Source organism: Actinomyces ruminis, assembly GCF_002154335.2.
GTDB lineage: Bacteria > Actinomycetota > Actinomycetes > Actinomycetales > Actinomycetaceae > Actinomyces > Actinomyces ruminis.
In genome coordinates this window covers 52,901-69,753 of record NZ_MTPX02000009.1, presented here as the reverse complement: position 1 = coordinate 69,753, position 16,853 = coordinate 52,901, and the positions used below count along the sequence as shown (strand labels likewise).

General features: G+C 67.0%; 16 protein-coding genes, 1 tRNA gene and 1 pseudogene. 7 read left to right on the top strand and 11 right to left on the bottom strand.

Features of this window, described 5'->3' with window-relative positions; genetic code table 11:
• The first annotated feature begins 92 nt into the window (after window positions 1-92).
• Both BW737_RS01380 and BW737_RS01375 read left to right on the top strand, forming a co-directional pair.
• On the top strand, window positions 93-728 hold the full coding sequence (locus tag BW737_RS01380; RefSeq protein WP_086614903.1) for a TetR/AcrR family transcriptional regulator: 636 nt from the start codon (window positions 93-95) through the stop codon (window positions 726-728).
• Between the two features lie 177 nt (window positions 729-905).
• Window positions 906-1,649: a CDP-alcohol phosphatidyltransferase family protein gene (locus BW737_RS01375; protein WP_086614902.1), complete on the top strand. Its 744-nt coding sequence runs from the start codon at window positions 906-908 to the stop codon at window positions 1,647-1,649.
• A gap of 93 nt (window positions 1,650-1,742) precedes the next feature.
• Here BW737_RS01375 and BW737_RS01370 read toward each other — a convergent pair whose 3' ends face one another.
• The 3 genes from BW737_RS01370 to BW737_RS01360 are packed head-to-tail and all read right to left on the bottom strand — an operon-like array spanning window position 1,743 to window position 5,099.
• On the bottom strand, window positions 1,743-2,912 hold the full coding sequence (locus BW737_RS01370; RefSeq protein WP_086614901.1) for a glycosyltransferase family 4 protein: 1,170 nt from the start codon (window positions 2,910-2,912) through the stop codon (window positions 1,743-1,745).
• The gene (locus BW737_RS01365; RefSeq protein WP_086614900.1) at window positions 2,909-4,096 is read right to left on the bottom strand and encodes a DUF1972 domain-containing protein; all 1,188 of its coding nucleotides are present in this window, start codon (window positions 4,094-4,096) and stop codon (window positions 2,909-2,911) included. Before BW737_RS01365 ends, BW737_RS01370 begins: the two co-directional genes overlap by 4 nt.
• Window positions 4,086-5,099: a glycosyltransferase family 2 protein gene (locus BW737_RS01360; RefSeq protein WP_086614899.1), complete on the bottom strand. Its 1,014-nt coding sequence runs from the start codon at window positions 5,097-5,099 to the stop codon at window positions 4,086-4,088. Before BW737_RS01360 ends, BW737_RS01365 begins: the two co-directional genes overlap by 11 nt.
• Before the next feature lie 165 nt (window positions 5,100-5,264).
• Between BW737_RS01360 and BW737_RS01355 the strand changes: the two genes are divergently transcribed.
• Window positions 5,265-6,212 carry a glycosyltransferase family 2 protein gene (locus BW737_RS01355; RefSeq protein ID WP_180271981.1) on the top strand — a complete coding sequence of 316 codons (948 nt, stop codon included), beginning with the start codon at window positions 5,265-5,267 and terminating at the stop codon, window positions 6,210-6,212.
• Between the two features lie 69 nt (window positions 6,213-6,281).
• Here the strand turns inward: BW737_RS01355 and BW737_RS15475 are convergent, their stop codons facing one another.
• The 6 genes from BW737_RS15475 to BW737_RS01330 all read right to left on the bottom strand — a co-directional run bounded on the left by BW737_RS15475 (window position 6,282) and on the right by BW737_RS01330 (window position 11,528).
• Window positions 6,282-6,596 carry a hypothetical protein gene (locus BW737_RS15475; RefSeq protein WP_143233213.1) on the bottom strand — a complete coding sequence of 105 codons (315 nt, stop codon included), beginning with the start codon at window positions 6,594-6,596 and terminating at the stop codon, window positions 6,282-6,284.
• Between the two features lie 38 nt (window positions 6,597-6,634).
• On the bottom strand, window positions 6,635-7,231 hold the full coding sequence (locus tag BW737_RS15470) for a hypothetical protein (protein ID WP_143233212.1): 597 nt from the start codon (window positions 7,229-7,231) through the stop codon (window positions 6,635-6,637).
• Entirely contained in the window at window positions 7,189-9,057 is a 1,869-nt protein-coding gene (locus BW737_RS01345; protein WP_086614896.1) for a right-handed parallel beta-helix repeat-containing protein, read from the bottom strand. The genes BW737_RS15470 and BW737_RS01345 overlap by 43 nt, the downstream gene beginning before the upstream one ends.
• 216 nt (window positions 9,058-9,273) lie before the next feature.
• Window positions 9,274-9,828: a YveK family protein gene (locus tag BW737_RS01340; protein ID WP_086614895.1), complete on the bottom strand. Its 555-nt coding sequence runs from the start codon at window positions 9,826-9,828 to the stop codon at window positions 9,274-9,276.
• A 144-nt stretch (window positions 9,829-9,972) separates the two neighbouring features.
• Complete coding sequence (locus BW737_RS01335; RefSeq protein WP_143233211.1) at window positions 9,973-10,434, bottom strand: hypothetical protein; 462 nt, start codon at window positions 10,432-10,434, stop codon at window positions 9,973-9,975.
• A 47-nt stretch (window positions 10,435-10,481) separates the two neighbouring features.
• The gene (locus BW737_RS01330) at window positions 10,482-11,528 is read right to left on the bottom strand and encodes a glycerophosphodiester phosphodiesterase (protein WP_180271980.1); all 1,047 of its coding nucleotides are present in this window, start codon (window positions 11,526-11,528) and stop codon (window positions 10,482-10,484) included.
• Between the two features lie 544 nt (window positions 11,529-12,072).
• Between BW737_RS01330 and BW737_RS01325 the strand changes: the two genes are divergently transcribed.
• From BW737_RS01325 to BW737_RS01315, 3 genes and pseudogenes are all read left to right on the top strand, one after another.
• Window positions 12,073-12,144, top strand: a tRNA-Gln gene (locus tag BW737_RS01325).
• A 157-nt stretch (window positions 12,145-12,301) separates the two neighbouring features.
• A pseudogene (locus BW737_RS01320) lies at window positions 12,302-13,296 on the top strand (bifunctional UDP-N-acetylglucosamine diphosphorylase/glucosamine-1-phosphate N-acetyltransferase GlmU).
• Between the two features lie 65 nt (window positions 13,297-13,361).
• Complete coding sequence (locus BW737_RS01315; protein WP_086614892.1) at window positions 13,362-14,336, top strand: ribose-phosphate diphosphokinase; 975 nt, start codon at window positions 13,362-13,364, stop codon at window positions 14,334-14,336.
• Between the two features lie 122 nt (window positions 14,337-14,458).
• Here the strand turns inward: BW737_RS01315 and BW737_RS01310 are convergent, their stop codons facing one another.
• Both BW737_RS01310 and BW737_RS01305 read right to left on the bottom strand, forming a co-directional pair.
• Entirely contained in the window at window positions 14,459-15,091 is a 633-nt protein-coding gene (locus BW737_RS01310) for a polysaccharide deacetylase family protein (protein ID WP_218961724.1), read from the bottom strand.
• 2 nt (window positions 15,092-15,093) lie between these two features.
• Entirely contained in the window at window positions 15,094-16,080 is a 987-nt protein-coding gene (locus BW737_RS01305) for a glycosyltransferase family 2 protein (protein WP_180271979.1), read from the bottom strand.
• A gap of 140 nt (window positions 16,081-16,220) precedes the next feature.
• Between BW737_RS01305 and BW737_RS01300 the strand changes: the two genes are divergently transcribed.
• Window positions 16,221-16,844: a hypothetical protein gene (locus BW737_RS01300; RefSeq protein WP_086614890.1), complete on the top strand. Its 624-nt coding sequence runs from the start codon at window positions 16,221-16,223 to the stop codon at window positions 16,842-16,844.
• The last annotated feature ends 9 nt before the right edge of the window (window positions 16,845-16,853 follow it).

The following is a 16,853-nucleotide window of genomic DNA, read 5'->3' as shown; positions in this document are numbered from 1 at the left end:
CACGCGATACCCACGCGCCAGGTGCGTGCGACCGTCACGGCACACGCCCCGGCAGATCCGAGTCGCACGACGCACACACCCGACGAGCAGTTATGAGCAGCAAGGCCAGCAAGAGAACCAGGATGAGCGCCTCCGAGCGGCGTGAACAACTGATCGCCGTGGCCCGGGCGCTGTTCGCCGAGAAGGGCTTCGAGGCCACGAGCATCGAGGAGATCGCCAACCGCGCCAAGGTCTCCAAACCCGTGGTCTACGAGCACTTCGGCGGTAAGGAGGGTCTGTACGCCGTCATCGTGGACCGCGAGCTCACTGCGATCTCCACCACGATCACGCAGGCGCTGAAGTCCTCATCCTCGGCCTCGGTGATCGTCGAGCGAGCGGCGCTGGCGCTGCTTACCTACATCGAAGAGTCCTCCGACGGCTTCCGCATCCTGTCCGCCACCAACACCCACAGCTCGGACACCTACTCCACCCTGCTGGCAGACGTTGCAATCCAGGTGTCGGGGCTGCTCGCCAAGCAATTCTCCACGCACGGGCTTGACCCGCGCACCGCACCGCTGTATGCCCAGATGCTGGTGGGCATTGTGGCTATGCCCGCGCAGTGGTGGCTGGACAACCCGGCGATGAGCAAGGAAGAAGTGGCGGCCCACATGGTCAACCTCGCTTGGAACGGTCTGCGCGCCATGACACCCAATCCTGCTTTGCGCGACCTCCCGACCACCGCGGCATAGACCGCCGGGACCCATTGACGTCGGCTGGAGCCGGTACGCCCGGGGTATGCCTACCGCCGCCGTGATCATTCAGGACGGTCCGCAACCGCTCCCGGGCGAGCTCTAGGACCCAGCGGCCCGCCCGGCCGGGCGACGTGCTAACTTGTTACATTGTCTGCCTACTGATTGGAGCTCTGGATGAGCGCATCCGCGTCCCAGGCGAGTCCCCGTCCCTCGATCCGGGAGAACATTCGCGCCTTGGCCTCGGCGCAGAAGGCGAAGGCGGGTGCCCCGCTGTACTCGCGCCTGATCAACCGGCCGGTGGGGCGGGTGTTCGCGGCAATCGCCCACCGACTGGGCATGACGCCGGACCAGGTGACGGCGATCTCCGCCTGCTGCACCTACACCGGCATCGTGCTGCTCGCGGTATGGCGCCCCTCGGTGCTCGCCTGCGTGGCCACCTCCCTGCTGCTGATGCTCGGCTACGCCCTGGACTCGGCGGACGGCCAGCTGGCGCGGCTGCGCCACGGCGGATCGAAGGCGGGGGAATGGCTGGACCACGTGGCCGACGTGATCAAGCTGTCCACCATCCATGGTGCCATCGCCATCGGGCTGTTCCGCTTCGCCGAGCTGCCGACGCCGACGCTGCTGCTGGTGCCACTGGCCTTCGGCGCGGTACAGAACATTCACTTCTTCAGCTACATCCTCACCTACCAGCTGCGCTACGCCGGCGGCACCCCGCTGGCGAAGGATGAGGGCCGCGCCGGCGTGCTGAAGTCGCTGCTGTCGGTGCCCACCGACTATGGGCTGATGTGCCTGGTGCTGGTGCTGCGCTTCGCGCCCACAGTGTTCCTGTGGGTGTATGGGCTCATGCTTATCGGCTACGCGGGCTACGTGGTCCTGGCGCTGCCCAAGTGGTACCTGGAACTGCGCCGCAGATGACATGGCGTGAGCCGTGGCGGCCCGCCCTCTCGTGCGACTAGGCTCCTCGTACTGCCTTGCCGCGCCGCATCTTCGGATGACGAAGATCGGGCTTCAGCCATGAACGAGGCCGCGGACCACCGCGGTCATGGCAGCCCGATAGCCGGCGACGCTGAAGCGGCGCTGCGCCACCTCGGCTCCCTGGCACGCCAGACGGGTGGCGAGGGCGGGGTCGGCGGCGAGCCGCCCTAGCGCATCTGCCAGTGCCCGGGGGTCGTCCGGGGGCACGAGCAGGCCGGTGACGCCGTCGTAGACGACCTCTTTCAGACCCTGCACGCCCGAGGCGACTAGTGGCCGGGCGGCGTGCATGGCCTCCACGGCCGTGTTGCCGAAGGGCTCCTGCCGCGAGGGGACGACGACGACGTCCGCCCGGTCGAGCACCGGCCAGGTCGGGTGGACGTAGCCGAGGAAGTCGACGTGCCCGGCCAGGTCCGGTGCGGTGGCACGCTCGCGCAGCTCGGCCTCGTACCACTCGTAGCCGGGGAAGATCGAGCCGGCCACCTCCAGGGAGGCGTCTACACCGCGTCCACGCAGCAGCGCGACCGCCTCCAGCAGCACGTCCACTCCCTTGCGGGGGGACAGCCTGCCCACCATGGCGATGCGTAGGGGCGCGCGGGGGTCACGTTCACGCAGCGGGGCCGGCGGTCGCGGCGGGGCCGCTACGCCGTTGTGAACCACTTGGGTGCGCCCGTCCAGCAGCGGCTGAGCCGACAGCAGTGCGCGCCGGGCCGCCTCCGAGTTGGCCACGATGCGAGTGGCGGCCAGTAGTGGTGCATTGAGCCCCGCGCGTATGAGTAGATGCTGGGTGTCCTCGGCCTCGTGCACGTGGCAGAGCACGGGAATGCCGGCTGCACGTCCCGCCAGCGGCCACCAGGGGATCGTCACCGTGTTGGCCAGCAGCAGGTCGGCGCGGCAGGCCTTGATCAGACGGCGCAGGCGCATGAGTTCGCCCGGCGCCCGTGCCGCCAGGCCTGTCAGGCCGCGCGGGGTGAGCAGGGACTTGCGCAGCACCGTGAAGGGCACGACGGCGACGCGCGCCCCCGCCCCCTCAAGCACGCCCACGAGTGGCCCGTTCGCGGGCAGCGCCACATTGACGCGGTAGCTGGCCTCGAGCAGCCCGGTGATGGTCTCCACCAGCTGCCAGTCGGAGCCGTACAGGTCGGGGGAGGGATGGGCTACCAGCACCAGGGGAGAGGTTGCACCGGGCGAGGTGGAATCACTCATGCGGGGAAGGCTCCTGTTCTGCGGCCTGAGGGGCGGCGGCGCCTCGGCCTCTCGGCTGCCAGACGACGACACAGCGCCTCGTAACGATCAGCCACCTGGTCCCAGTCATACAGTGCGGCCCGGGTGCGGGACTTCTCTCCGCGCTGTGCCTGGTTATCCGGATCCGCCTCCGCGGACGCGACCAGCGCGGCGACGTCGGCGGCCGTGGCCCAGTAGCGGCCGGCGTCCCCGAGTACCTCCCGGTTGAAGGAGACGTCGAAGGCATCCACGGCAGCCCCGGCACCGATGGCACGCAGCAGCGAGGGATTAGTGCCGCCCACGGAGTGGCCGTGGTAGTAGACGAGGGCCCCCGCGTACAGCTGGTCGAGCAGCTCCTGGTCCCACACGCCGCCTAGCAGGCGGACGCGGGAATCGGCCAGGGACTCGATGCGGGCCGTGTACTCATTGGCGTATGGGGCGCTGCCGACGACGACGAGCGGCAGCTGCGCCCCCGAGCGAACGTAACCGTCGACGATCACGTCCACGTGGTTCTCGATCTCGAAGCGGGCCACCACCAGGTGGAAGCCGTCGGCTTTCAGCCCGAGCTCGGCCAATCGGCCGGTGCTGCCGGCCACCTGCGGTGCGCCGTAGGCGATCAGCTCCGTATCCGCCTCGAACTCGTCGGCGTAATAGTCGGCGATGCCCTGGGCATCGGCGATCAGCGCGTCGGAATAGCGTACCGCCAGGGCCTCGGCCGCCCGGTAGTAGCGCCTGCCTGTGGGCCCCCACTTGCCGCGCCGCCACTCCAGGCCGTCCACATGGGTGGCCACGGGGATGCGGGCGGCGCGCAGGGCCGGCAGGAAGGGGGAGTTGGCGGCGTTGAAGACGATGGCGACGTCCGGGTGCACGCGCGGCAGCAGGTGACGTATCGACAGCGCCGTGTGGGAGAGCGTCTCCAGGGAGCGCTTCTTCAACGCGGGCAACTCCACCACCCGCATGCCGCGGTACACATGGGGCAGCGGCGTGTCCGGTTCGGGGTTGCGGGAGTAGACGAGCACTTGGTGGCCCCGGTCGGCCAGACGCCGACCCACCTCCTCAATGGCGGTCTCGAAGCCCCCGTAGCGTGCGGGCACGCCGCGGGTTCCGAGCATGGCGATGCGCAGTCGGGCGAGCCGCGCGGCGGAGGCGGTGGAACTAGCGGTCATTAGGCCTCTCTCGTTGGGTGAAGCGTTCCCGGTGGACGAGCCACAGCCCGTCGATCGCCCCGCGCACAGCGGGCACCAGGGTGGTGGTCGGGTGGGTGAGTATCTGACGGCGGCCGCCGCGCAGCAGGATTCGCCAGGACTCCTGGGGGGTGCGCCGCACCCAGCGGGCCAGTTCCTCGCGCCGCGCCCAGCGCGTGCCCAGCAGCAGCCGGTTGCGGACATTCCAGTAGTAGTACGTGGCGGAGTGGCGTTGTCCGGCCGACCGGCTGGCCGCCTCGGTTTCGGCCGCGCCGGCGTCGGCCGATTTATCGCCGGTCGTGTCGCGGCTGGGACGCTGCGTGCCACCCTCCACATGGCGGGCGACGATGCTGGTGTCGTTGAGCAGGCGGCCGCCGGCGGCCAGCACGCGCAGGGAGAAGTCGACGTCCTCCCAGTACAGGAAGTAGTCCTCCGCCATGCCACCGGTCGCCTCCCACAGCTCGGCGGACAGTGCGAAGCAGGCACCGGTCAACCATTCGGCGTGACGGTGCCCCGCGATCAGGGCGGAACGCGGGGAGCGAGTGGCGCCATCGGTCAGATCCACGCGGTAGCCGTAGAAGACGGGCCTGTCGGCGCCGTCGACGATCATGGGGGCGGCGAGCGTCATCGGGGCCGCCTCCACATGCGCCACGAGCGTGGCGAGCTGATCGGGGGCGATGGTCGCGTCTGGGTTGAGGATGACGAACGTTAGGGCGCCGGCGTCGAGTGCGGCTCGGACGCCTCGATTCACGCCGGCGCCGAAGCCCAGATTGGCGTCGGGCAGAACCGTGAGCCAGCCGTGGGCTTGGGCTTGGGCGGTCACGGCTGCTCGCTCGGCGGGCGTCGTCGCATTGTCTACGACCACAATCAGAGGTGTCCCGGCATTCGGGGAAACGCCGGCGGACAAGGGAACGAGATTGGTCTCCAGCAGCTCGTGCGATCCGTAGTTGACGACCACGATTGCCGTGGAGGAGAGGTCTGTCATGCCAGCCGTATCTTCTTAACCGGGTCCAATTGGGTGTTGTGGTCGCAACCAAGGGGGGCGGTTCAGCGAGACCGCGTACTTGGGGGCGATGATACTATGCCGGGACCATTCACGAGTGGTCCACGCAGCTCGCGGACTACTCCCGTGATTCGTTGGGAGTACCCCATGCTCACAGACCCGCTCAGCCTTGACGTGGCGGTATGCACCTACAAGCGCCCCGAACGGGTGGTCGGCCTAGTGCCGCGACTGCTCTCGCAGCTGCAGGATCTGGGTGACATTGATGCGCGGGTAGTGATCGTGGATAACGATGCCGCGGGGTCGGCCCGTGAACGTCTAGTTGGCTCCGGCGGGGTCAATCAGGACGGGCGCGTGCATGTGGTTGTGGAGTCCACGCCGGGGCTGTCAGCGGCGCGCAACCGTGCGCTGAGCGAGGCTGCTGAGCGCGATCTGCTGGTTTTCATCGACGACGACGAACTACCGGCCGACGGCTGGCTCGCCTCCCTGGTGGCGACCTACCGGAGCACTGACGCGGTCGGGGTGACGGGGCCAGTGGAATCGGTCTTTGAACAGCAGCCCGATCCGTGGGTGTCCTCCGCGCCCGTTTTCCGCAGGACACGGCGCCCTACAGGAACGCCGGTGCGCAGCGCCGCAACCAACAACCTGCTGCTGGACATGACCGTGGTGCGCCGCCTGGGACTCGAATTTGATCCGCGCTTCGCCTTCACCGGCGGGGAGGACACCTTCTTCACCCGTTCACTGACCGCCCGCGCCGGCGCGCTGGTTTGGTGCGACGCGGCTGTGGTGTCCGAGAGTGTTCCTCCCGAGCGTGCCAGCCGCCAGTGGGTGCTCACCCGGGCCCGCCGTAACGCCGAGACCTGGGCGTGGGTGCGGCTGCTGGACACTAGCGGCTGGCGGCGTGCCCGGCGGCGCCTGGAGTTTACGGCGCGCGGGACGGCATTGTGGCTGGTCGGCTCGGTTCGCGCCCAGGCGGCCCGAGGTGAGGGCGCCGACCGCCAGGCGCAGCGAGCGCAACATGAGCACCGCGCAGCGGGCGGTCGCGGCATCCTGCGGGCGACGCTGCGCGGGCCTGCGACCGCGCCTTACACACGCTGAGACGCGCGGCCCAGCCTTAATCGCGAAACCGCACCGCCGCGGGCCTTGGCTCCGCTCTGTGGTCGGTGATCAGGGCTGGACCCTGGTCTCATCCTCCACACTCAGCGTGGCGACCTTCAGCGCCTGCCCGGTTGAGGTAGCGCTTCCCGAGAGGTAGGTGTTGATACGGACGACGCCGCGGCGCTGGAGCCTAGGCTCAGCGTCAGTGGCCGTAGCGTCCCACTCGGTGGGCGCGGCAGTCTCTCCCAACCACACCTTGGCCCGCAGCGTAGTGGGCGAGGCCCCAACCACCTCGACGATGACATTCACCCGCATACCCGGGCTGAACGTGCCCTCCACCGGGATTGTGGCCAGGGTGGTTTCCTGCGAGCCCACCCGTTTCATCAGGCTAGCGGAGAGCCTCCCATTGTCCAGGACTGTTTTCACGTAGTAGCAGTCCGAAGACCCAGCGATGCCGCGTGCGGCGATCGAGAGGTAGGTCCTCCCCCCTGCTCCGTTCTCGGCGAAGGTGAAGTAGGCGTTGACACGGGTGCTTGTGGAGCTGTAGTTGCGCACGGTGGCGGAGGAGCCCGTGCCGGCCTCTGCATGGTAATTACCCCGTATCCGTCGGTTCCACTGCTGAAACGGGCCGCGGGTGCGACCGACCAGGAAGCACCCCAGCCGCCGCTGACGGCGGTTTCGAAGTGGTCGCCCCAGATGCCATCGCTCAGACGCGTGTTGCTGCCGAGGTCCGCTGTGGAGGTGTCCCAGGCAGCGTTCACCAGTGCGCCTCGGTCCACCGTCGTTCCTGCGGGGAGGCCTAGGGCGGAGGCGACCGCCGTACTGAGCGGTTTGCCCGAGCCATCGGCTGGGGAACCGTCGAGAATGCGGTAGTCGCCGCTGTAGTCGGTGATGGTGGTGGTCTCACGAACAAAGATCGGAGAGTCGCCGCGGTCGGCGCGCAGGTCGAGCGAGTGAGAGTCCTTGCCTGCAATCGTCAGGCCCTGCGCCTGCGACTCCTGCGTGAGTGTCTCGGACACGGCCCAGGAATCAGGCCGAGGCCGAAGTTGGTCAGATACAGGTCGGAACCCGTGCCGGAATCAATGGTATCAGGCCTGACGAACACGTTGTAGTCGGACTCGGCGAGCTGCTCGTTGGTGCCCGCGAATCTGCCCTCAGTCTCGCCCTCGCGTCGCAGGTTCCGGGAGGCCTCGACCAGGATCATGTTCGTGTAGCGGTGGTTCTTGTTGGCGCCGGCATCGGTGAAGGCGGTTCTCGGCTTTGAGGCGATGACATTGTTGATCAGCTCGTTGTCCAGGGAGTCCCACGGCATCGGGTTGCTGGTGTCTCCGCCGTTGTACTGTCCCGCACTCCACTTCTCGGTGTAGGCGGCAGGGCAGGTTTCCCACTCGGTCGACAGGTTGCACGCGTCGACGCGTCCGTCCTCGCGTACATAGATCGGGTCTATGGTGCCGACGACCGTGTTGTTCCAGACCTTGTCGCGTGCACTACCGGACAGCTGAATGCCGGTTTTGGACCCCTGAATCAGGTTCGAGACGATGACATTGTCCTGCCCCACCTCGTCCAGGATTGCGATGCGGTCGATGTTGATGAATGAGTTCCCCACGACCACCGAATTGATCACGCCTTCGTCCAACCATAGGGCGTTGAATGCGGTAGGGCGGGCCTTGTTCATGCTGAGGTCGGAGGCGTCGAGGTGCTCGTCCGAATCGTCCTGCACCGCTTGTGAGCGGTCGAAGGTGTTGGCTTCGAGGCGTGCGCCCTTAGTGTGAGTGATCTTTAGGTCGGCCACTGTGCAGTACGCCCCGCAAGCGGCGGTTATGAAACTCTTGTTGCCATTTCCGGCGAAAGTGTTTCCGTACATGAAAAGACGATGGGCGCGATTCGCTCCGGCGCCGTTGGCACCGTTCCCGGTGAAAACCGAATTCGTCACCGTGACGTCATTGGCGTCGGACACGTGAAGCGCAGGTCCCGCCTGGGATCCCGAGAACGTGACCCGGTCGATGCGTGAGTTGTCTGATGCATTGAAGACCATGGTTGCGTTGGCGCTGGTGCCCCAGACCGGATCGACGTAGCTCCACGACTGGATCGGCGCGTAGTTGCTGATCGTCAGGCCTATCACCGCTGCGCCGTCGCCGGTCATGGTGAGAGCTCGGCCGTGCTGGATGATCTCGACAGTATTGTCGCCGGGGTCGCAGCCCAGAATGTATTGGGCGCCTGTGTGTGGCCCCTGCGCCCAGGATGATTCGCTGTCAGAGTTCGCCAACCGCGACGCGATGGCCGGATTCTCCTCAGCGGCCAAGTCCCTGACGTAGAAGGTCATCGTGCCCGGCTTGACTTCGGCGGGGTCGTCCACCTGGGTCAACTCTTCGGCTGTTCCGTCGGCTCCAACGAAGAACACGGCCTCCGGGAAACGCGACATATCGCCTTCGACCTTCTTGGGATTAGTGGATGCATCCTGGTTGAACCGTACGAAATCGGTGCGCTTGCTGGTCCAGAGGCCGTTCTGAGCGGTGAAATCGGCTCGGGTCAGCGCCTCGGTGCCGGTAAGAACAGGCTCGGTTCCATTCTTGGCCTTGAGTGTGACTCCTTTGAGAACTAGTTCTCCCTCGCGATAGGTGCCGTCGTCCACCTCTACGGTGTCGCCCGGATTAGCTTTCTTCAGTGCCTCCCCGATGGTTTGGAAGGGATGTGAAGCTGTGCCGTCCGCGTTTTCAGCGTTCGCCGAGGCGCTGACGTGGATTGTGTCCGTAGCCGCCGCTGCGGCGCGCGTGGCCGGGGTGGTGCAAAGAGTGATTGCGGCGAGGGTGAACAGCACGGTAAGGGCGAGGGTGATGCGTTCCATGACGTAACTCCAGCTCAGGGGCGTGTGAGCAGCGTAACACAGGGTCTGCTGCTGTGGTGATCGTCGTGTGATCGCATGTGCGGTTGTCTACGTCATGAACAGTGACCTACTCGGGCGTCGCCGGTGTCGCGGGTGGAGTGGCTGTGTTCGGGACGGCGCCCTCGTCGTCGCTGTTTACGCGGGTGCGAAGCAGTAGGAACGAGACTGCAAGGCCGATCAGGCTCCGATGATGCCGCCGAATGCTCCGTAGCGTGCCTTTGAGGGGCCGGACGGCGCAGAGGGAAGCGAGGCGGCGTCTACGTCCGTTAAAGACAGGCCCGTCTCGTCCTGGGGAGTTATTGACAACTCAGATACCATCCGACGCAGCGCGGCGACCTCGGCCTCGGCGATCACCTGCGCGGTCTCGGCGGACGATGCGGTGGCCGAGACGGTAATGATCAGGCTGTTGGTCGAGCTTGTCACCGTGACCGCGCGCTTCACCTCGGACTGGTCGATCCCAGTGGTCTGCGCGACCTCCGACAGCACCGAGTCGGATGTGCTGAGCTGGACAATCGTGGGCATCACCGTGTTGATGATGTTCGTTGCGGAGGATACGCTGCGACCCCCGTCGCTGGTGTCGGCGGCAACGAGAGCGCTGGCCGTGGAGGTGTAGACCGGGCCGCTTAGCGTGGCGAATACGACTCCCACGATGACGCCGAGAACGACATGCGCCAGCCACAGTGGCGCCGACTTCAGCAGGCCGCCGATTCGGTCGGCCTCGTCTTGGCTCATGGGTGCCCCCTTGTCGTGCCAAACCCCGCACGAGCCACCACGCGAGCTCGGCGGGTCTCCAAGGCGTTGTGTCAGGACACCAGGTTAACCGTGCATCCGGGCTGTGTGGGCGGGATCCACGGTGATTCCTATCGCGACAGCTGTTTAGGCGAGTGAGAATGGTGCCTGATGTGAGGCCACCACGGGCACGGACTCGATCAGGCCCAGCCCGGGGAAGAGCACCTCAACGTCGCCGTTGCCTGTGACCCCGTCGAAGACGGCGAAGGCAGCATTCAGCGACGCGTCCGTGGTGGTGCTGATCACCGCGGGCTGCTCGCTCAGCGGGCGCAGGCCGAGTCCGCGACTGAGCGACAGTAGGCGGATCTTCCCAGGTGTGTAGCCCGTGGAGGCCGTTTTGAAGGCGCCGGTGCGGGTCAGCAGGTCGGCGCCGGCCGAGTTCGTCGCCACGCGTAGCACCGTCTTGCCGTTCATGACAGCTGCGGGTCCGACGATCAACTCCGCCGCAGCGGCGTGTGCTGACGGTCCTGTGCAATGGAGGCCGAGAACCATTGCTGTGCCGCCGACGACGATCAGGCCGAAGCGGCGTCTGCTCAGTGAGAGTGGCATGCTTCGTGTACTCGGGGCGAGGCGTCGGGCGGTCGCTGGTGAAGCATTCATGAAACTGCCATCCCATCGATTTTTGCACACATGGCGCCGATTGCGCCGTGGCTAATGCAGGTATCCAGTGCTTGTTGGCTATTGCAGATGTGGCCGATGAGGGGTACGCCGTATCCAGTGGCGGTCTGCCATGCCGACTCGCTGGCCTGCCATGGCACGCCGAGCAGGTCCCAGTGAGGCGCCCAGGTGGCGGCCTCACCGCTGATGATGTGCTCCTCGTACACGTAGCCCCACGTGCGGAAACCTGCTTTGCGCCAGATGTCGGCTAGCCAGGTCGCATCACCGGAGAACTTGAGAATGGTGCGTTCAGGGTCCAGCCATGGCAGGTAGGTTTGATGAGCCGCGCCACTGTGCTTGGGGTCGATGAAGAGGACACGGTCGTCGCCATAGGCGGCCTGCAGGTCGTCGAGGCGGATGAACGGCTCGCCCATGGTGGTATATCGGCGTACTTCGGCCCAAGCCATCTGGGATACGCGGGTACTGGGTGCGCTGGGGTCGACCGCCTGCAGATTCTTGTTGTGGACCCCCACCGGAACGCCGTCGGAAGTGAGGTTAAAGCTGAACTCCAGGGCCGGAACGTTCCTGGAAGCGGACTCGCTGTAGGCGCGCAGGCTCATCTCGGGCCAGTCCGCCGATCCGCCGCGATGTGCGATCATCCAGCCGTCCGTACGCGAGAGCAATGAATCGACGTTGAAGCTCGTCGGTTCGTTCAGAGCGGTCTGAGTACTGGAGATCGTTCGCTCATCGGCACCGCGCACGGACACGCTTACGGTCGTAGCCGAGGTCTGCGCAGGCTGTAGCCCGACCGCCGCCCACACGGTGGTGGCCTGGGTCTGTGTCTCGGTGATATTGCCGCCCGAGGGACTCGTGAGTAATACACGTAGAGATGACCATGCGGATGTGGTGCTGGCCTGGCCGGCGTAGACAACCTGCGCATCGGCTACCGTGAAAGCGTTGAGTGTCGAATACTTGGTTGCATGCTGCTGGGTGATTAGCAGCCCTGGAGCAGGGGTGGTGGGCTTGTCGGCAGTCCAGCCGGTCACGGTGGGAACCGACTCTGGGGCGACTCCGGAGACAGCGAGCAGAAGTCCACGTTGACGGGAGGTGTTGGTGGATGTCCCGCCCCACCACTGGGAAATGGTTACATCGCCGGGCTGAGAGGCCCGAGTCCAGGCGATGAAGCCGGATCGGCCCAGACTGCTCGTTCCGTCGGAGTAGGAGTACTCCCAGCCTGTCGGGACGCCGTTTGTGCCGACGGATCCGAACTGTGAGCTTGTGATCAGTACCAGCAATTGTCCCGGCTGGGTCGAGACAGTGAGCGGGACGCCGGAACCTGCCTGGGCTTCGGCGTGTGCCATATCTCGAACTTCGATCACCGGGTCCTCCTGTCGCATCCTGAGCGGCTTGTATGTGCTATGCAATCGCGTGGCCGATTGCGGACCCGCGCTAGTGGATGACTAAGGAACGTAGACAATCGTGTTGTTAAAGTGCAATGGTAGGTTGCGAGGTTGAGACGCAGGAGAAGCGGCGGCGAGAGTATGAGAAACTATGCCGGCGCCCGGCCGCACGATCGGCCGTCGGCGCTCTTCCGCCCTGGTGTAGAGGCAGCACGCAGGCCTTTGGAGCCTTGAGAGCCGGGTTCGAATCCTGGGGGCGGAACCGAGCTGACGCGACGCTACATAGCCATGTCGGCGGCATAGGCGGCATAGACGGTATGTGGATCGGGTTGGGGCCTGGTGACAGGCGACGTAGGATGGCCCCGCTGGGCCGCCAGCGGCCTTGAGCCCCACCTTGAGATCCACTGAGAAGAGGACCCGTGGTTTCCACCTCCCCCGCCGCCGTCATCGTTATGGCCGCCGGCAAGGGCACTCGCATGCGCTCGTCCCTGCCAAGGTGCTGCACCGAATTGGTGGGCGCAGCCTGCTGGAGCATGCCGTCGTCGCCGCCCGCGGCTCGCGCCCGAACATCTGGTGGTCGTGGTGCGTCACCAACGTGATGCGGTAGTGGCTGCGCTCGCCGAGTTCGCCCCGGACGCCCTGCCTGCCGATCAGGATGAGATTCCCGGCACCGGCCGCGCGGTGGCCTGCGGGCTGGCGGCCCTGCCTGAGGATCTGACCGGGCCGGTGGTGGTCACCAGCGGCGACGTCCCGCTCCTGGACGCCGACACCTTGCAGGCGCTCGTGCGCCAGCACGCAGGGCATGACGATGCCGTAACCGTGCTCACCACCGTGTTGGACGACCCCACCGGCTATGGGCGCATACTGCGCGACGACGACGGCGCCGTAACCGGAATCGTCGAGCAGCGCGACGCCACCCCGGCCCAGCTCGCCATCAACGAGGTCAATGCCGGTGTGTACGTCTTCGATGCCGCTCACCTGCGTCGAGCTCTGGCCACCTTGGGGACCGACAATGACCAGGGCGAGGTCTACCTCACCGACGTCGTCGCCCATGCGCACCGCGAGGGCCGCGCTACCTCGGCCCTGGCTGTCACCGACCACTGGCTCGTCGAGGGCTGCAACGACCGCGCCCAGCTCGCCTCTCTCGGCGCCGAGCTCAACCGGCGCGTGCTCTCGCACTGGATGGAACAGGGCGTCGGCGTGGTCGACCCGGCCGGCACCTGGGGTGGACGTCACCGTCGAACTCGCCCGCGACGTCCGCCTGGAACCCGGTGTCCTGCTGTGCGGGACCACCCGCATCGGTGAGGGCGTCGTCGTCGGCCCCTACTCAGTGCTGACGGACGTGGACATCCCGGCGGGAGCCGTCGTCGCCCCCTTCAGTCTGCTCGACGGCGACGCCGTCACCGGGCAGTGACGCGAAACGGCTTATCCTCGCACAGAATATCGGTACCGCACCGGCCACGAGAGAGGAACCACGTCATGACCGGCATCATCACCAAGGGCGAGAAGCGGCTCGTCATCGTCTCGGGCAGGGCTCACCCGCAGCTCGCCCAGGACGTGGCCGCAGAGCTCGGCACGGAGGTGCTGTCCTCCACGGCCTACGACTTCGCCAACGGTGAGACCTACGTGCGTTTCAACGAGTCCGTGCGCGGCTGCGACGTGTTCGTCATGCAGTCCCACGGCGATCGGGTCAACGACTGGCTCATGGAGCAGCTGATTATGGTGGATGCACTCAAGCGTGCCTCCGCCAAGCGCATCACCGTGGTCGCCCCCTTCTACCCCTACGCCCGGCAGGACAAGAAGCACCTGGGGCGGGAGCCCATCTCCGGGCGCCTGGTCGCCGACCTGTACAAGACCGCCGGCGCCGACCGCATTATGAGCGTAGACCTGCACTCCAGCCAGGAGCAGGGCTTCTTCGACGGCCCCTGGGACCACCTGTGGGCCCAGCCCGTGCTGGTCGACTACATCCGCCGTCGCATCGATGTAGCCAACGCCGCCGTAGTCTCCCCGGACGCTGGACGTATCCGCGTGGCCGAGCGCTGGGCCAACGCCATGGGCGGGGTGCCACTCGCCTTTGTCCACAAGACCCGCGACATCACCCGGCCCAACGAATCCGTGGCCAACCGCGTGGTCGGTGAGGTGGAGGGCCGCTCCTGCGTGCTGGTGGATGACATGATCGACACCGGTGGCACCATCGCCAAGGCGGTGCAGGTGCTGCTGGCTTCCGGCGCCAAGGACGTCATCGTCGCCGCCACCCATGGGGTGCTCTCCGGCCCCGCCGTCGAGCGCCTGTCCACCTGCGGGGCCCGCGAGGTCGTCGTCACCGACACCCTCCCCATCAACATGGGCAAGCGCTTCGACGCCCTGACCGTGTTGCCGATCGCGCCGCTGCTGGCGCGCGCCATCAAGGCCGTCTTCGACGACGGCTCGGTGACCAGCCTGTTCGAGTCCTGAACGCGGCCGACCGACGGGAGTCGGCGCGTCTTAGCGCCCTTAGTGCGAGAAACTCAGCCGACGGACCGGGGTGCCCCCAGCCAGCGCTGTTCCCAGTGACACCGCAGACAGGTCGCGTTCCTCTAGGCCCGCCAGCACCTCGGACAGCAGCGTCTCCTTATCGACCCGCTCACAGCCGTCTCCGTCGCCAGGTCGGTGGCGTCAGCAGCGCCGTCGTGGGCAAGCAGGATCGCCCCGGGGACGGCGTCGCCCATGGCTCGCGCGACGCGCTGCTCGTGAGAGACATCCTTCCAGTCCCAAGTCGTGCCGGACCACAGAACAGTCGTCAGCCCCGCCGCCGCCGCGGCCAGACGGCTGCGCGGGGACTGCGCGCCGTGGGGTGGCCGGAACCAGCGCACGGGTACTCCGGCGATGTCCTCGAGCTCCGCGCGCGCGTCCCGCAGCCACGGCGTGAGTTCCCGGCGGCGGAGCGTCGTTACCCGGCGGTGGTCCATGCCGTGCAGCGCGATCTCGTGGCCGGCCCGCACAAGTTCCTGAACCAGGCCGGGGCTGCGTCGCGCCCGCGTCAGCAGCATGAAGAAGGTGGCATGGGCGTCGTGAGCGGCCAGTACCGCGGCCAGCGGCTCGGTGCTGCCCGGCAGGGGGCCGTCGTCGAAGGTCAGAATCACCTGCGGGGTGCGGGTGCGCACGCTCATCACCGAGCCGAGCGCGGGGCCGAGGAGGGCGTCCGCAGGCCGCCTGAGCATTGATTTCATGGTCATCGTGTGTCCTCCTCGCGGTGGAAGGAACCTGGGGCAAGGGAGCGGGGCGCCCGCACCAGTCGGCTCAGCGGTCGCACAGTACGCGCGTACTCATTCCAGGACAGTCCCAGACCGGCTAATGCCATGCCGGCCCCACGGGCCGCCAGACGCCAGCCCCTAGCATCCGTGCGCAGATCGCGGGTCACCGCTCCCCAGCCGGCCCGGGCCAGGCCGACGACGACCCTGCCCGCTCCGCCTGCCAGCACACGCGCTCGCGTCAGCGGACCAGCGCCGAAATGCAGGTCGAGCAGGCCGGCGGTATTGCCGTGGCTGAGCTGGCGAGCGAGAACCCAACGGCGGGTAACGCGATCGGGCGCTACCTGGTCGACGACGACCGCATCGCGGGCGAAGACAATGCGCCCACCCCGCGCCACCAGGGTGCGAGTCAACAGCGTGTCCTCCCCGCCGGACAGCCCCAGGGCCGTGCTGAAGCGGAGATCGCCGAGCTGGCGCAGATCGAGCAAGAGGTTTCCACAGGCGGCCGCCGGGCGCTCAGCGCCGTCGGCGAAGCGACGCCGTTCGAAGAATCCCCCGGCACGGATCCACGGGGAGGGGCGAGTCCGATAACGTGTGTCGACCCATCCGGCGACGGCGGCGGCGCCCGTCTCCCGCCACCGCTCCAACATGCGCTCCAGCCACCCCGGGGCGGGAGTGCCGTCGTCGTCGATGAACAGCAGCAGATCACCTCCCGAGGCTGATACCTCGTCCAGGGCGCGGTTGCGGCCCGCGGAGATGCCCGGCACCGGCTCGATGACGCAGCGGACCGCGGGCAGCCCCAGCGCCTCGATGGCCTCTTTGCCCGAAGCGGCCGGATCGTTGTCCACCACAAGTACGTCAACTTCGCACCACGGCGGAGCGGCAGCGGTCTGGTCGTGGATCAGCCGCACCGTTTCGCGCACCTGCTTCGGGCGGTGGAAGGTGAGGATCGCGACCGTAGCGTGCACGCTGGATTCCGTCATCGCCAGGGGTGCCTATGCAGTGCGGGGAGAAGGCGGGCAAGGTACATACTCAACTCCTTGGGCGACTCGGGCCGGGGCGCACGTTCACACGGTACATGCACCCGTATTCCTATACCGTTTAGCCCGTGAAGATGATTCGTTACTCCGGAGCGCTGATTCTGCCCCTCCTGCTGGCAGCCGCCTGCTCCAACTCCACTGACACCACATCGGCGGATGCGTCGGCCGCATCCACCGCCGCGCCGACGCAGTCCACAGCAAGGCCAGCCGCGGTTCCCACCGGCGCCGTAATCCCGTCGCCGGCCCCGGATGATCAGGAGCAGGCGCTCGCCGAGGGCGACCTGAGTGCCGACTGGCTCGACCCGGTTGAGTTGACGCAGCCGGTTGCGCTCGAGGACTCCGCCACCGTGGCCATCGGCGAGCTGAGCAGTCGGCATCTCGACGCCGCACTTCCCGACGAGGTCTCCGGCGACGGCATCATCATCCCCGTTACGGTGGCGAACACCGGCGCCGAGGAGCTGTCACTCACCGGGCTCGTGGTCACGGTGGCGGCGGGTGAGGAGGATGTCCCCGCGTCACAGATGCTCTCGGCCTCGGACCAGATCCCGGCATCCCTTGCCCCGGGGCAGGCCGTGACTATCGACATGGCCTTCGTGGTTCCGCAGGAACTACGCGGAGAAATCAGTATCGTGGTCGACCTGGGGGCGCAGAGCCGGGCGGCGGTGTTCCAGGGCGCCGCACCCACCTCCTAAAATCACGGT